Genomic DNA, 16,222 nt, shown 5'->3' on the forward strand with positions numbered 1-16,222 from the left:
GATTTACGATTGGGGAGATTGTTGATTTGTAGAGGGGGTTCGAAGAGGTTGTTTGGAATTTTAAATTGTAGATTTTAGATTTTAAATTGGGAAACAGTGAGGGAGAAAATTACACACTGGGACGGGCTTATTGTGTAATTTACGATTTATGATTTTTGATTTACGATTGGGGTGAATGCTGATTCGTAGAAGGGTTTAGAAGAGGTTGTTTATGATTTTAAATTTTAGATTTTAGATTTTAAATTGCTTGGCAAAGGGATTTGTCGTTGGATTTCGTTTAATCTAAAATCGCAAATCTACATTTTATCTAGGTTTTGGATTGAATATGGAGCAGATACGTAGCCCGAGAAAGGGTTTACGATAGGAATAAATGATAGCTGATGTTATGGAAACGGGATCATAAATTAAGAATTGTTAAAAATGAAATGAGTTTGGGAATGCCGAAGTTCTATGAACGGCCGGTTGACCTTAATATGTGGTTATTTTATAAGAGGTTGGTGTCTTTGGGACTTTCGACTTTTATATCTATCTTTGCACCGCTAAAATATATGTTACTACATGAGTCATAAATCAGGATTTGTAAATATAGTCGGTAATCCCAATGTAGGAAAATCTACATTGATGAACCGTTTGGTAGGAGAGAAGATATCGATCATCACTTCCAAGTCGCAGACGACTCGCCATCGGATCAAAGGAATTGTGAATGAACCAGATTTTCAGATCGTATTTTCCGATACACCCGGAGTTGTAAAACCGAGTTACAAGATGCAGGAGTGTATGCTTGAATTTTCGAAATCCGCTTTGGTGGATGCCGATATTATCCTGTATGTGACGGATGTGGTGGAAGATATTCGGAAAAATGCCGATTTTATAGAGAAGGTAAATCACATGAAAGCCCCTGTTTTGTTGGTTATCAATAAGATTGATCTGACAGACCAGCAGAAGTTGGAAGCTTTATTTGAGAATTGGAAGACATTGATTCCGCGGGCAGAAATTTTTCCGATATCTGCGACTGAAAATTTTAATGTGGATAATTTATATCGGAGGATTTTGGAGTTGTTGCCTGAGGGTGAGCCTTATTTCCCGAAAGACGATCTGACAGATTTGCCTGCCCGTTTTTTTGTCAATGAAATTATCCGGGAAAAAATATTGTTGAATTATGACCGTGAGATACCTTATTCGGTGCAGGTAGAAGTGGAGGAATTCCAGGAGGACAATAAGCGGATCAATATTATGGCCGTAATATATGTGGAACGGGAATCGCAAAAAGGTATTATTATCGGACACCAGGGAGCTGCTTTGAAGAAGGTCGGCACAGAGGCCCGGCAAGATATCGAACAATTTTTCGGGAAAAACGTTTTTTTGAGTCTTTACGTTAAGGTGCAAAAAGACTGGCGGAATAAGGATCAGGATTTGAAAAAATTCGGATATGTACAGTAAATTATTTTGCTGTTTTCATTTAAATTTAATCTGAATAGGATATTTATGAGTAATATAGTTGCAATAGTCGGAAGACCCAATGTCGGGAAGTCTACACTTTTCAACCGGCTTATCGGTAGCCGGAAAGCTATCGTGAACGAGGAGAGTGGAGTGACGAGGGACCGGAATTACGGAAAAGGGGAATGGAACGGAAAAGAATTTTCGGTCATTGATACCGGAGGGTATGTGTCTAAAAGTGATGATATTTTTGAGGAGGAGATCAATAAGCAGGTGCTTTTGGCCCTTGATGAAGCGGATGTTATTCTCTTTATGGTAGACGTGGAAATAGGTCTGACCGGATTGGACGAGAATTTTGCCCGGTTATTGCGCAATGTCAAAAAGCCGATCTATCTGGTCGCCAATAAGGTCGATACCAATGACCGGATATATGATGCCAGTGAGTTTTATCGTTTGGGTATCGATAGTGAAGTTTACTGTGTATCTTCTGCCAGCGGTTTTGGAACCGGAGAGTTGCTGGATCAGGTTGTTTCTAATTTTAAGGAAGATACGATTGAAGATACAGATCATTTACCGCATATAACGATAGTGGGACGTCCCAATGTCGGAAAGTCTTCTACGATTAATGCTTTGATCGGTGAAGAACGGAATATTGTTACAGATATTGCCGGCACAACCCGGGATTCCTTATATACCCGTTATAACCGTTTCGGTCATGATTTTCTTTTGGTAGATACGGCGGGATTGCGTAAACGGGCTAAAGTAAATGAGGATGTGGAATTTTATTCCGTGATGCGTTCGGTGAGAGCTATCGAAGATGCTGATGTGTGTATGCTTTTGATCGATGCTACGCGTGGAATGGAAGCCCAGGATTTGAATATATTCCATTTGATCGAGCGTAACCGTAAAGGAATCGTTATTCTGGTGAATAAGTGGGATTTGATCGAGAAGGACCATAAAACGACGATTGTTTTTGAAAAAGAGATCCGTGAAAAAATAGCGCCTTTCAGGGATGTTGATATTATTTTTACTTCGGCAATAACCAAGCAACGTTTACTGAAAGCACTCGAAGCAACGATAGCGGTATATGAACGGCGTACCCAGAAGATTAAAACATCCGAACTCAACCGGGTAATGTTGGAGGCGATCGAAAATTATCCTCCTCCAATGGTAAAAGGAAAATCGGTAAAAATTAAATACGTTTCTCAACTTCCGACACATGCGCCTTCTTTTGCTTTTTATTGTAATTTGCCGCAATATGTGAAGGAGTCGTATAAACGTTTTCTTGAAAATAAACTGCGGGAAAATTGGAATTTCACCGGCGTTCCCATTCAGATATTTATGCGGAAAAAATAATGGGTTATTTTAGATTTTAAATTGTAAATTTTAGATTGACAGATAAACGGATCTGCTATTGGGGTGACCTGATTTAAAAATTTTAAGTAGTTTTGGTTCTAAGAGAAACAAAGCTGTCATCCGAAGTCTGACTTTCCTAAAAACAATCTAAAATTTACAATTTAAAATTATTATATTTTGACTTATTCTCCGTTCCAGGAGGAAGCTAATAACTGGTAGTAAATAACATCTTCCCATTCGTTTCCTCTTTTCAGCCACTCTTTACGATAGCCGGTGCGGTCGAATGTCAGGGAGTCGAATAATTTCTGACTGGCGATGTTACAACTGGGGACGCTGCTGTATACCTGATGCAATCCAAGGACTTCGAAGCAATAGTCGATAATCAGTTTGATCGCATTTTTAGCATATCCTTGTTTACGGTTTTCTTTATCATAAATCATAATTCCCAGGCCGGCCCTTAGGTTGTAGGGATCGAAATCGTATATGTCTGCCAGACCGATAGGTGTATTGTCTTGTTCTTTGCATATCATTAAACGCACCTGTTTGGTTTCGTAAATATCCCGGTGAGAGTTTTCAATGTATTGCTTCAATGCAAAATGAGAGAAGGGAGTGAGTGTATCACTGACTTCCCATAAATCCATATTGTTTTCCCATTTATATAAATATTCTAAATCCTCCGGTTCCAAGGCTCTTATAAGAACCAATTCGTCTTTCATCATGGTATTAACTTTTAATTATTAGGTGTAATTTTACTCGTTTAAAAACGGACTTAATTTATAAAATTATTTTATTTTTTCCATATTCAGATCAATAGCTTTACCTAGTTTTTCTTCATCGAATTCGCGAATGAAAGCATCGGGATATACTTTTCTGACTTTGGGTAAATCCTGCCGTGCTGCTGCCAGGGTATAATATACGGAGTAAACATAGCGGTATAAATCTCCCATACGCATGACTTTGATTCCGTATTGTCCTTTGAAGAAAGCATCGGATAAAGGAAAACTCATCGAACAGATCTGAATGGTATATTTGGTGTTTTTTTCCGGCTCGCCGATTGTTCGTGTGGTGTCTGATCGGTTTTGTTCTTCTGTCGTTTCAATCGGGAGGGGAGTCGTTTGTTGCCCCGTTTTCCCGGAAGTCATCTTGTATGTCCGGACTTGTTTGTTACAGAAGTTGATTTCCTCTTCGATAATGTCCAGTAACTCTATTGCATTTGCCGGGATAGATTGCTGTAATTTATTATATGTTTTGATGGCTTCGATGTATTCCCGATTGGCCGAGTGTGCTTTTGCCAGGTGATAGAGGATGCTTTTGTTCAGTGATTTTTCCTGGTTTTCAGCATAAGCGGTTTGTAATATCCCGACAGCTTGTGAGGAAAGGGAGTCTGTATGATAGTAGCATATTCCTTTTAACAGTAATATTTCTGTGTCGTATTGCCACTTTTCCGGAAGCCGGGTAAGTGCTTCCAGGGCTTTGCCGTAATTTTTTTCACTGATCCATTTTTCTATTGCTTTCCGGGGTTTATCCGGAACGGCACAGCAGATGTCCGGAAAAACTGTGATGAAAAGTAGGGGTAGTAATATATATTTGAGCATGGAATGTTTGTCGTTTAGTCGGGTGTAATGAGACAAATATAGTCTGTTTTCATGAAATAGAACATATTATTAATTACTTTTGTCTTTGCCCGTTGACAGAGTCGGTATTGGCTCTGACCGGGGTACAGACACGATTTATATACGAAAAATTAACTAATAATGTTTAATCTTTTATGTGTATTGGGGCCGACTGCGAGCGGTAAAACGGCCTTGGCCGTCCGGATGGCGGCAGAATTAGGCGGGGAGGTTATCAGTGCCGATTCACGGCAGGTGTATCGGGGGATGGATATCGGGACCGGCAAGGATTTGGAGGAATATGATTATGAAGGGCGGTCCATACCTTATCATCTTATCGATATTGTGGATGCCGGATATAAATACAACGTTTTTGAATATCAGCAGGATTTTGTAAAAGTATGGAAGGATTGTAAAAACAGGAATGTTTTTCCTGTTTTGTGTGGTGGTAGCGGGTTGTATTTAGAAGCTGTTTTGAAGGCTTATCGTTTGTTAGCTGTGCCTGTGAATGAAGCATTGCGGAAAACACTGGAAAATAAAAGTTTGTCTGAATTGAGTGTTATTCTGTCGGCATATAAACGAATGCATAATACAACAGATGTGGATACGGTAAAGCGGGCTGTGCGGGCTATCGAAATTGAGGAATATTATAAACTGCATTCTTGTATCGAAGGGGAGTTTCCGGAGATTCATCCTTTGATTGTCGGTGTGGATGTCAGCCGGGAAGTACGTCGGACACGTATCGATAAGCGTTTGCAGGAACGATTGAAAAACGGGATGGTTGAAGAAGTGCAACAATTGCTGGAACAAGATATTGCACCTGAGGATTTGATTTATTACGGATTGGAGTATAAATACCTGACTCTTTACCTGACGGGACAGTTGACTTATGAGGATATGGTTGAAAAGCTGAATATTGCCATTCATCAATTTGCTAAACGGCAAATGACCTGGTTCAGAAAGATGGAACGGCAAGGATTTTCCATCCATTGGATTGACGGTAATTTGCCTATGGATGAAAAAGTCATGCTGGTTCGTGAACTGATGGAAACGGGTTGTCAGTCTTCTTCGGTGTAGTTTGTCAGGAAGTGCAGCGCATTATCGATCAGAAATTGTTTTTCTTCACTGGGACTTCCTTGTTTTAAGATACGAATTGCTGCTGTGCGCTTTTCTTCATCTATTCTATGGATATTTTCTATGGCTGTAGAAGCTTCCAGAGCAACTATGAAATCCTCCTGTAGAGTCAACTCTGCAAAGAGAACGATGTAAGGAGAGAAATCCAGTGCTGATTCCCAGCATAATCTCAATAACCGTGATTTTGGGATCGTTTCGGTTGTTGTCCGGATCCGGTCGATTACAATTTGCGGGAAGGCATTGTCTTTGATGTCTGCCAATAGATTGACTAATTCTTCTGTTGTTTTGTGATCTTTTGCAGTTGTCAGAATATCCAGTAAAGCCGGAACGATTGTGATGTCCCCTTCGTTTTTAACAGCAGCCAGGGCTTCTTGTCTTAACTGGATTTCTTCGCTGCCGAGTTTTTTCAATATATCTTCTTTGTTTTCCATTGTTGTCATGATTGATTACTTAGGAGTGCGAAGATAAAAAAAGAGCGTTTATTTAAACGCTCTCTTTGAAATTATTTCATTCGTTCTTTTTCTTTTTTTCTTCCTTTTCCTCTTTTTCCTGCTCTTCTTTGATGATTCGCGGATGATATTTACTGAGGGTTTCTTTCAGAAAATTATTGTTAAGATGAGTGTAGATTTCTGTTGTCAGGATGGATTCATGTCCCAGCATATCCTGTACAGCCCGTAAATCAGCACCGCCACTAACCAAGTGTGAGGCGAATGAATGACGGAACGTATGCGGAGATACCTGTTTGGTGATTTTAGCCCGGGTGGTCAGATGTTTGATAATATTGAATACCATCACTCTTGAAAGGGCTGTTCCGCGTTTGTTCAGGAATAAGACGTCTTCGTATCCCGGTTCTATATCCAGGTAGCTTCGGTAACCTTTCATGTATAATTTGATTTCCTCTTTTGCATTTTTGCTCAATGGAATTATACGTTCTTTGTTCCCTTTTCCTTCGATTTTAATATATCCGCCACGGAAATTGATGTTGGAGATTTTTACACTGATCAATTCCGATACACGTAATCCGCAAGAGTAGAGTGTTTCGATGATTGCTTTGTTTCTTTGTCCTTCCGGCTTATACATTTCGACGGCACGTAAAATGGCATCGATTTCATCTACAGTAAGGACACTGGGAAGTTTACGTCCGATTTTCGGTGCTTCCAGCAATTTTGCAGGGTTGTTTTCCAATACTCCGTCATAAGCTAAATATTTGAAGAAGGAACGGATGCTGGAAATACTTCTGGCTTGAGTCCGGTTGGTTACACCTGCCTCATTTACATAACTGATATAATCTTTCAGCATGTCATAGGAGATTTTTTCCGGTCCTTTTACTTTCAAAGTTTCTTCACAATAAGTAGCTAATTTTCTGACATCATTCAAATAAGCTTCAACTGAATTGGCTGAGAGCGATTTTTCGAGAATTAAGAATGTCTTGTAGCTTTCAATGGCATTTTCCCAAGTCATGTGTGTTAGTTTAAAGTTATTAATAAATTATCCCAATGTATCGATATAAGTGTATTCATATAAATATTGTTTTATCGATATAATATAAATTCGTCGGTAAAGATATATATTTTTTAATTTATCTCACTATAATTATCTCAAAATAATAATACAAAGTAAATTAATTATTAGATAAAAGGCAAAATTTCTTATGCAAAATTTAGAATTTCGTCCAAAAATGCAATATCATTCTTTACATAGTTTTGTCATAATGATAATTTATTTGGGAGGAGCGCTATTAACGGATAATGATTAGAATTGTGTTCAAAATGTATGAAATCGTCTTTTGGAAGTCAGAAAATGAAACGGTATATTAATATCAAGAATCCTTCTTTTTTGATTTTTAACCTCGAAAAAATGACTAAATTTGTGAACTGACAGAAATATTGAATGATGAATGGGAAAATAATGATAATGAATGGTCCCAATCTGAATTTACTCGGTATACGAGAGCCGGGTATATACGGGAAAGAGGGATTTGATGAATATTTGAACGTGTTACGTGAAAAATATGAAGGTATAGATATGGACTATTTTCAGTCCAATATAGAAGGCGAACTGATCAATAAGATTCACGAGACGGGTTTTTCTTACGAGGGTATTATATTGAATGCCGGCGCCTATACACATACGTCTATTGCATTGGCCGATGCTATTTCTGCTGTGACAACCCCTGTTATAGAAGTACATATTTCCAATACTGCCCGCCGGGAGAATTTCAGGCATGTATCTTTTTTATCGGCAGTGTGTCTTGGAACGATAACCGGATTCGGGTTGGATTCGTATGAACTGGCATTACAGGCATTGCTTTTACGTAGAAAATGATGCAGATTTGAAAATAAAGAATTCGGAGACAGAAAATTGAAAAATTATGAAGAGAACAAAAATTGTAGCGACGATATCGGATAAAAGATGTGATGTGGATTTTTTGCAGGATTTATATGCAGCCGGAATGGATGTGGTGCGTTTGAATACGGCGCATCAAACTCTTGACGATGCTATGAAGGTGATCCGTAATGTCCGGATTGTATCTGATAAAATACCTTTATTGATAGACACCAAGGGACCGGAAATAAGAACAAAGCTGATCGAGCAGCCGATGGAGGTGGAAAAAGGGGAGGTCATATATATTACCGGGGACGATACTTTGACATTGGATGAGAAACTGATCCATGTTTCTTATGAAAATTTTACGGCCGATATAAAAGTCGGGGATAAGATTCTGATTGACGATGGGGATATGGAGTTTATTGTACAGGATAAATATACTGATCGTCTTGAGGTTGTAGCGACGAATCCCGGATATGTAAAAGATAGGAAAAGTGTAAACGTACCGGGGGCGATGATGAAATTGCAGTCGTTGAGTGATAAGGACCGTACATTTATCGAATTTGCCATCGAAAACGAAGTGGATTTTATCGCCCATTCTTTTGTCCGCAATAAAGAAGACGTGCTGGCTATTCAGCAAATCCTGGACCAGCATAACAGTAACATCAAAATCATCGCTAAGATTGAAAATCAGGAGGGAGTTGATAATATCGATGAGATTTTAGATCATGTTTACGGTGTAATGGTGGCCCGTGGGGATTTGGCTATTGAAATCGATGCGGAAAAAATTCCTCGGATTCAACGTTATATTGTGACGAAATGTATCGAAAGTAAAAAGCCTGTTATTATTGCCACTCAAATGCTGCATACGATGATTGACCATCCGCGTCCTACGCGTGCAGAAGTGAGTGATATCGCCAATGCTGTGTTTATGGGGACGGATGCGATTATGTTGAGTGGGGAGACGGCTTATGGGGAATATCCTTTGGAGGCTGTAAAAGTGATGACGAAAGTGGCTGAGGCCAACGAACTGATGACACCTCCTGATTCCGGCCGTAGCTTAGTGCGTATCAATAATGAGATTACTGCAGCTTTGGCACGTGTGGCAGTAAAGACGACAACCATGCTGCCCATTAAAGCCATTGTCGTGGATACCTTAAGTGGACGTACAGCCCGTTATTTGTCAGCTTTCCGGGGTGCATTGCCTGTGTATGCCCGTTGTTATAATCAGAAAGTGATGCGGGAACTGGCACTTTCTTTTGGGATACGGCCTTATTTTACGGAAAAACCCACCTCGCGGGATGAGTTTATCCGTGATATTCCGGATGTGTTATTGCATGCCGGTTATGATCCGGAAGATTATATTCTGGTTATCGGAGGTAGTTTCGGGCATGTCAGGGGAGCTTCTTTTATGGAAATATGTAAAATCAGCGATATTAAATAAGTCAAGAAGTCGCTTTTAAGTTTCGCTAACATTTTATAGGATAAAATACGGGTATTTGTTGTGAATGCCCGTATTTTTAGTATCCGCTCATCACAGAATGTTTCATAACTTTGTGTTTGTATAAACTAACTAAACTAGAGCGAAATGAAAAAATTAGTATTGGCGTTGATCGCGGGGATCGCTCTCTGGGGTACGGCGCAAGCACAGACCGAATTCCGATTCGGACCGAAAGTCGGGTTGAATGTGACGAATTTGACCCATTCCGACGGAGATAATAAAGTCAGTATAAATGTAGGAGCTTTTGCAGAGATGCGGATTAACGACCTGCTGGGTATTCAGGGGGAATTACTTTATTCCCGTCAGGGATGGCGTGATAAGGTGGATATTGACGGGGATAATGTGAACGTGAAGTATCGTGTAAATTACCTGAATATTCCGGTTATGGCACGCCTTTATGTCATGGAGCATTTGAGTGTGGATTTGGGACCACAACTGGGGATCGCACTGAATGCCAAGGCGCGTTATAAAGAGTCCGGTACGACTGTCAAAAGTAAAATGCGCAATTTAAATACGATCGAGTGTAGTTTCCTTTTCGGGGTTTCTTACGATCTGTTCGACCGTTTTCTGTTGTCGGCCCGTTATAATTTAGGACTTAGTAATGTGTTTGATAAAGATAAATTCGGAAGCAGTAATAAAAATCATGTCTTCCAATTGTCTGTCGGATATCGTTTGTAAAATGGAATGCAGGAGGTTGTCCCGGGAACTTTTTTATTGTCCCATGGGAGGATTCGGTGATCTTAATCAATTGTTATCATTTGAATTACGGATTATGGCGTGAGATGACGTGATGATAATTCTGTTTTTTGTGGCAACCTCTTTATTTATTTTTGTTTGTTTTCTTCTTTTTTGGCATGATTCTTGTATTTTATTTAAAATTGTGAAATTTTAAATTGCGGTTTTGACGACTATATCTCAATTTAAAGTTTACGATCTGAAACAATAGAGGAATTCATATTAAAATGAAGAGAAAATGAAAAAAATTATTTTACTATTCGCAGTATGTATGGCGTCTGTCGCCGGACTTAAAGCCCAATCGATTGTTATCGGTCCGAAAGCCGGATGGAATATCACTAATATTTCGAACATCGATGACAATAAGAATAAACTTAGTTTTCATTTGGGTGCATTCGCCGAATTCAAGGTAAACGATTATTTTTCGGTTCAGCCTGAGTTGGTGTATTCCCGTCAAGGGTTGCGTGCAGAGAAACTCGAAGGCTGGAAGCGTAGGGCGCGTGTGAATTATCTGAATATACCTGTTTTGGCTAAATTTTATGTATGGGATGAATTGAGTGTGGATTTAGGGCCTCAGTTCGGTTTTGCGTTGAACGGTAAGTATAAATTTTCAAAAGACGGAGATTCTGAAAAAAGGAAAATCCGGGATCTTAATACCTTTGATTTGAGTTTTGCATTGGGACTATCTTATAATTGGGAAGATTTTATGTTTTCAGCCCGTTATAATTTTGGTATTACCAATGTGATAGATAAGGATGCTGCGGGAGATAACAATAAGAATCATGTGTTCCAATTGTCGGTGGGATATCGTTTCAATGATTTGTTTTAATGTGATGTAGAAAAGATCATTTATTTTTATTATCAACTTTTCGGGCGATTCTCTATGAGGATAGAGAATGAATGACGGTTGGTACCGGTGTCCTTGGCTGGAAACGGTTCCAACCGTTATTTTATTGAAAATGATTGAGTCTGTCTGAAAATATCCGGAATTGTGCGTGCAGTGTGTTTCTAAAGGCTGGTTTGCAGATATCCGGGAAGAAACTGTTTTATCGCTTTTTTGTAAAAAATTTTAGAATCGAGGATTTATTCTATATGTTTGTAAAATAAAAGAAAACCGTTTTTCCGGAAAAATAAGAAGTTATTTTATTGATCAGAGAGAGACTCTTGTAAGTAGTTTGTTTGATGAAATGGAGAAGTTGGTAAGAGAAGCCGGTGTTGCTCGTATTAATTTTGAAAATCAGTTTGTGGTGTCTGAGATGTATTCCGGAGTCCGATTCTCTGATTAATCCGGAACATGCTGAAAAAGTCGGTCGGGAGTCTGAAATTACAAATTGGTTATCGTGTGATTATGAAGTTTAAAGTTATTCTTGTATCCGTTTTTATTCTTGTCGTTCATTTTTGTTCCGCTCAATTGGTGCGGAGAGTGGACTACGATGCAGCTATTGCTGTTCAGGCCGGCGGAAGTACCGGTATCCTTTTACCGGGAAAGATCAACGGTATGAAGTTTGATGGTATTTACGGATTGAAAATGACGTTTCCGTTTACCCGGAGGTGGTTTTTGGGGGCGGAGTTCAATTACAATCAGCTAAGAACCCAGAATAAACACAGCTTTTCTTTCTCTGAGGGAGAAAATATTTATCAACGGGATGTGGAGGCTGATCTCAAAATACAGGCTTTAAATGTACCGGTTTATGTTAAATATCTGCTTGGGCCTTATGGTAATAGTATTTTATGTGGGGGGTATTTTTCATGGATATATAAGGGACGATTGGCTGTTTATGAAAAAAAGAAACGTTTTCAGGCAGATACGGATAAATGGGATGCGGGGGTTGTGATCGGGGTCGGGCAGAGAATTGTCAAGCATCTGAATCTGATGTTTAAGATCAATGTCAGTGTAAAGGATTTGATGAAAAAATCGGATTTGTATCCCAAAAAGATATTTCCTGTACAGGCGAATCTGACGTTAAGTTATGATATTTTTCGGATCGGTGATTGCGGGTGTGATTAGAAGGTTCTTTTGTATAAAGTCGTAAATTTAAAATAAATAATTATGATCAAGTTTGTTTTTGGGTTATTTCTGTGGTGTGGATTGTATGGGTGTAATTCTTCGTGTCCGACTATTTCTTTGCGTATGGATAAACAGGTCGCTCCTGTTTTTATCAGACAGGAGGAGAATTCTGTTTTGCATATCCAGGTCGACAATACAACGGATAAGGAATTGGTTTTGAATAAACTTGTATTATCTGCTAAGGGAACGAGCCGTATAGAAGCTGTGAAACAGGTCCGGATTTATTTTACAGGTTTGAATCCTAATTTTAGTTCTACGGTTTTGTTCGGTCATACACAAGATGCCCGAGAAGTCAATACATTTAAAGGACAACAGGCTTTAAAGCCGGGTATCAATCATTTCTGGGTGTCCGTTTGTTTGTCGGAAAATGCATTATTGTCCGATAAGATTCATTTTACCTGTACGGATGCGACGTTATCAGATGCTTGTGTCGTTGTGGCAGATAGTCTGCCTTTACTGTCTTCTGCTGTAGGGTATGCTGTCCGGTTGCGTGGGGACGATCAGGTAAATGCTTATCGGATTCCCGGGTTGGTGTGTACACCTAAGGGAACTTTGATAGCTGTATATGATGTCCGTTATAACAGTGCCGTCGATTTGCAGGAAAATATCGACGTCGGTGTTAGCCGTAGCGTGGATGGAGGTCAGACCTGGTTACCGATGCAGATTGCAATGGATATGGGGGAATGGGGCGGACGTTCCCATAAAGAAAACGGAATCGGTGATCCGGCTATTCTGGTTGATCCGCAAACCGGCCGGGTTTGGATCGCTGGTTTATGGTTGCACGGTAATCCGGGCAAACGGGCGTGGTGGGCTTCTAAGCCTGGAATTACGCCTGAAGAGACCGGTCAGTTTGTATTGGCTTATAGCGACGATGATGGAGCAACCTGGTCAGAACCGATAAATATTACGTCTCAGGTAAAGAAGAAAGAGTGGTATTTGTGTTTTCAAGGACCTGGAATGGGAATTACGACACAGGAAGGTACACTTGTTTTTCCGGCCCAATTTAAAGATAAGAATCAGGTGCCGTATTCTACAATTATTTATAGTAAAGACAAGGGTAAAACCTGGGATATCGGTACCGGTGCGCGTTCTAACACGACAGAGGCTCAGGTTGTCGAATTGACAGACGGAAGTCTGATGTTGAATATGCGGGATGACCGAGGCGGCTCGCGGGCGGTTATGATTACCAAAGATTTCGGTAAAACATGGACAGAGCATGTTTCTTCCCGTTCAGCTCTTCCGGAGCCGGTATGCCAGGCGAGTCTGATTCGTATTCATTTGAAAGGCGGGAAACCTGCGCTGGCGTTTTTTAATCCGGCAAATACGCAGGGACGGGTACATTCTACGTTGAAAATCAGTTTGGATGAAGGGGTTACCTGGCCGGAAAAATACCATACTTTGGTATATGAACCGGGTAGCTATGGATATTCTTGTCTGACACAGATCGATTCTACGACTTTGGGGGTTTTGTATGAAGGTGCCGGTGAACTTTATTTTCAGCGGTTAAACATAGGAGAATAAGTGATGAGTAGATTTTAGATTGTAAATCAGAAAAGCCGATAAAATCTGTTTGCCTTTAATTTACAATCTAAAATCCAAAATAAATCAGCAGGATTGACCGAGGTATTATTTTTCTTTTAGAATATCCCGTATTTCAGTGAGTAATGTCTCTTCTTTGCTGGGTGCAGGAGGAGGTGGGGGTGTTGTTTCTTGTTTGCGATGCAGACTGTTTATTCCTTTGATAAATAGAAAGATAGAAAAAGCGATAATAAGAAAGTCCAAACTGGTCTGTATGAAGTTGCCGTAATTGATGTTGACGGCTTCAGTGGCTTTTCCGGCTGCGTCTACTCCGGCCGGTTTGAGATGAATGACCAGGCTCTGAAAATTAACGCCTCCGATTAAAAGTCCGAGCGGAGGCATGATGATGTCTGTGACGAGGGATGAGACGATTTTACCGAAAGCTCCGCCGATGATGATACCGACTGCCATGTCTACAACATTGCCTTTCATGGCAAAAGATTTGAATTCTTTTATAAAACTCATGATGGTGTAAGTTAGGGGTTAGTACTGGTTTGTATTTTCACTTTTTGTCCGTTTTGTAAATCGTATACTCCGGCCGTAACAATGATATCATCGGAGGCAATTCCTTTTTTGACCAGTGCTTTATCTTCAAAACGAAGAATATCAACAGGTCGTAGATTAACGGTTTGGTTTCGGGGATCGACGATCCATATATAGAATTTCCCGTTTTCTTCCCGTAGTGCACTTGCCGGAATAACGAAATTGTCGGATATTGTATTTTCTATTTTAAATAATACTTTGGCAGAAAATCCCGGATATACTTCTTCACTGAAAGGGGCAAAAGCCGGGTCTGTGATGCGTAAGGTAACGGGAATACCGGAACCATCGGACGAGTAAATGTATTCTTTGATATCGGCCTCAAACCATTGTCCCGGGCGGGTGTCGAACTGTACATAAATTGTTTTGGGAATTCCGATCAAGCGGATAGCCGTTTCGGGCAGGATGAAACGGACGTTGATTTTATCGGGATTAACCAGACGTACGATGGGATCGCCTGTCAGTATTTCCTGAAAGTTTTCGGCATATTTTTTTTCAATAAGTCCCCGGAACGGAGCTGTAAGTTCCGTATATCCCAGTGTACGTCGGGCAATATCGAGGGCAGAGGAAGCTTTGACGTAATCGGCGCGGGCAATTTCGAGGTTTTGAACAGCCGTTGCGTTTTGTTCCAGTAGCCGCCGGGTGCGTTCGTAAATGGATTTTGCCGCCTTATAATTGGCTTCGGCAGTTTGGTATTTGAGCTGGTAATCTGTCGGATCGATGCGGGCTATTCGTTTGGACTGCGGGAGTATCTGGCCTTCGGTAACCGGGAAATCCGTAATGGTTCCGGATACTTTAAAAGCGAGTATACTGAACTCTTCTGCTTCCACGGTGCCGGTGTACGAGTTGTCGATGGTACCCAGACTCCCGACTTTTACAACCTGTACGGGTCGTATCGGAATGTTTTCGGAACGATCGGCTTCTTGCTGGCAGGCGGTCAGGAGCAGCAGAAAAAGAAAAAATAGATAAATATTTGACATCTATGACATTTTTTATTGCTTGTACGAAAAACTCCGGGAGTCTTGTTACAGTACAATTCTTATTTTCTTTGTATTTTTGCAGAAGCCTGTTTCGTTTTTTAAATAAACGGGCGGACAAATTTTATATGATTGGCAGAATTGTATACTCTATATCAAAATAAATCGGAGCTTATGGAAATCGGGAAATACAGAGAGGAACTGAAGATACATAATCATTACACAAACTATAAAGGACGCTTGTTTATAAAAACCTTGTGTGATTTATTCAACGATGTTGCAGAAGGACAAACGGAATTATTGGGGGTGGATGTGGATACCCTGAATAAATCGGGGTTGACCTGGATGCTTCATCGTCTGCATATTCTGATACATAAGATGCCGCAGAAAGAAGAAAATGTTGTGGTAGAAACCTGGCCGTCCGGTATCGACCGGTTGTTTGCTTTACGGGATTACCGTTTATTGCGAAATGACGGAGAAGAGCTGGTACGGGCGACGTCGGAATGGATGACCGTCGATTTGAATCGCCGCCGCCCGGTAAGGCCGTTGGCCCGGGTTGTGGAAATGAGTACTTCGCACGGGATTGAAAAGTTGCCTATAGAGCATCTCTTGCGGGAAAAAGAGATGCCCGGGGATATGGAAGACTGTCGTTATTTTACGGCGACATTTGATAACATTGATTTTAACGGACATGTCACACAGGCTTCCTATATGCGGTGGATCACTAATTCATTGCCTTTCGGTTTTTTAAAAAACCACATTCTGACAGAGGTCGAAGTGGTGTATGAACATGAAATTATGCCGGATAGCCTCATTGTCTCTTATTATAAGATGCAGCCGGAAGGAAATAGAGTTGTTGTTTATCACCAGATCAGGAATGAAGAAGGTTCTCTGATGCATTGTGTGGCCGAAACCGTATGGATGGCACATGCAGATACACGGACACCCCAAAGCTGAC

Annotated in this window: 16 protein-coding genes; 10 read left to right on the top strand and 6 right to left on the bottom strand. The window is 40.4% G+C overall.

All coding sequences use genetic code 11. From position 1 onward, the window contains the following. Positions 1-558 precede the first annotated feature (558 nt). On the top strand, positions 559-1,440 hold the full coding sequence (gene era, locus DD657_RS09060; RefSeq protein ID WP_068688539.1) for a GTPase Era: 882 nt from the start codon (positions 559-561) through the stop codon (positions 1,438-1,440). Between the two features lie 45 nt (positions 1,441-1,485). Then, positions 1,486-2,793 carry a ribosome biogenesis GTPase Der gene (gene der / locus DD657_RS09065; protein ID WP_021987616.1) on the top strand — a complete coding sequence of 436 codons (1,308 nt, stop codon included), beginning with the start codon at positions 1,486-1,488 and terminating at the stop codon, positions 2,791-2,793. Positions 2,794-2,975: 182 nt separating this feature from the next. Here the strand turns inward: der and DD657_RS09070 are convergent, their stop codons facing one another. Further along, the gene (locus DD657_RS09070) at positions 2,976-3,512 is read right to left on the bottom strand and encodes a GNAT family N-acetyltransferase (protein ID WP_021987615.1); all 537 of its coding nucleotides are present in this window, start codon (positions 3,510-3,512) and stop codon (positions 2,976-2,978) included. Positions 3,513-3,575: 63 nt separating this feature from the next. After that, complete coding sequence (locus tag DD657_RS09075) at positions 3,576-4,388, bottom strand: tetratricopeptide repeat protein (protein WP_021987614.1); 813 nt, start codon at positions 4,386-4,388, stop codon at positions 3,576-3,578. A gap of 159 nt (positions 4,389-4,547) precedes the next feature. Between DD657_RS09075 and miaA the strand changes: the two genes are divergently transcribed. After that, entirely contained in the window at positions 4,548-5,480 is a 933-nt protein-coding gene (gene miaA, locus DD657_RS09080) for a tRNA (adenosine(37)-N6)-dimethylallyltransferase MiaA (RefSeq protein WP_287049635.1), read from the top strand. Here the strand turns inward: miaA and DD657_RS09085 are convergent. After that, positions 5,462-5,968, bottom strand: coding sequence for a hypothetical protein (locus tag DD657_RS09085; protein ID WP_118774013.1), 507 nt, complete (start codon positions 5,966-5,968; stop codon positions 5,462-5,464). The two genes, miaA and DD657_RS09085, sit on opposite strands and share 19 nt — an antisense overlap. Positions 5,969-6,044: 76 nt before the next feature. After that, positions 6,045-6,998, bottom strand: coding sequence for a site-specific tyrosine recombinase XerD (gene xerD / locus DD657_RS09090; RefSeq protein ID WP_021987611.1), 954 nt, complete (start codon positions 6,996-6,998; stop codon positions 6,045-6,047). Between the two features lie 447 nt (positions 6,999-7,445). On the opposite strand from xerD, the gene aroQ reads away from it, so the two are divergent. The 6 genes from aroQ to DD657_RS09120 all read left to right on the top strand — a co-directional run bounded on the left by aroQ (position 7,446) and on the right by DD657_RS09120 (position 13,690). After that, positions 7,446-7,862 (top strand): type II 3-dehydroquinate dehydratase, encoded by a 417-nt coding sequence (gene aroQ, locus DD657_RS09095; RefSeq protein WP_235837400.1) that lies wholly within the window; start codon positions 7,446-7,448, stop codon positions 7,860-7,862. A 46-nt stretch (positions 7,863-7,908) separates the two neighbouring features. Further along, positions 7,909-9,309, top strand: a complete 1,401-nt coding sequence (gene pyk, locus DD657_RS09100) for a pyruvate kinase (protein WP_021987607.1) — start codon at positions 7,909-7,911, stop codon at positions 9,307-9,309. 144 nt (positions 9,310-9,453) lie between these two features. Further along, a complete protein-coding gene (locus tag DD657_RS09105; RefSeq protein WP_287049636.1) occupies positions 9,454-10,044 on the top strand; it encodes a porin family protein in 591 nt (196 codons plus the stop codon). A 295-nt stretch (positions 10,045-10,339) separates the two neighbouring features. After that, entirely contained in the window at positions 10,340-10,930 is a 591-nt protein-coding gene (locus DD657_RS09110) for a porin family protein (RefSeq protein ID WP_021987605.1), read from the top strand. 465 nt (positions 10,931-11,395) lie between these two features. After that, positions 11,396-12,109: an outer membrane beta-barrel protein gene (locus DD657_RS09115; RefSeq protein WP_021987604.1), complete on the top strand. Its 714-nt coding sequence runs from the start codon at positions 11,396-11,398 to the stop codon at positions 12,107-12,109. A gap of 42 nt (positions 12,110-12,151) precedes the next feature. Then, a complete protein-coding gene (locus tag DD657_RS09120; protein WP_287049637.1) occupies positions 12,152-13,690 on the top strand; it encodes a sialidase family protein in 1,539 nt (512 codons plus the stop codon). 105 nt (positions 13,691-13,795) lie between these two features. Here DD657_RS09120 and mscL read toward each other — a convergent pair whose 3' ends face one another. Continuing rightward, the gene (gene mscL / locus DD657_RS09125) at positions 13,796-14,212 is read right to left on the bottom strand and encodes a large-conductance mechanosensitive channel protein MscL (protein ID WP_021987602.1); all 417 of its coding nucleotides are present in this window, start codon (positions 14,210-14,212) and stop codon (positions 13,796-13,798) included. A gap of 11 nt (positions 14,213-14,223) precedes the next feature. Next, complete coding sequence (locus DD657_RS09130) at positions 14,224-15,267, bottom strand: efflux RND transporter periplasmic adaptor subunit (protein WP_287049639.1); 1,044 nt, start codon at positions 15,265-15,267, stop codon at positions 14,224-14,226. Between the two features lie 171 nt (positions 15,268-15,438). On the opposite strand from DD657_RS09130, the gene DD657_RS09135 reads away from it, so the two are divergent. Then, positions 15,439-16,221, top strand: a complete 783-nt coding sequence (locus tag DD657_RS09135) for an acyl-[acyl-carrier-protein] thioesterase (RefSeq protein ID WP_021987600.1) — start codon at positions 15,439-15,441, stop codon at positions 16,219-16,221. Position 16,222 lies beyond the last annotated feature (1 nt).

The sequence above is a fragment of the Culturomica sp. genome, from assembly GCF_003524185.1.
GTDB classification, from domain to species: Bacteria; Bacteroidota; Bacteroidia; order Bacteroidales; family Marinifilaceae; genus Culturomica; species Culturomica massiliensis.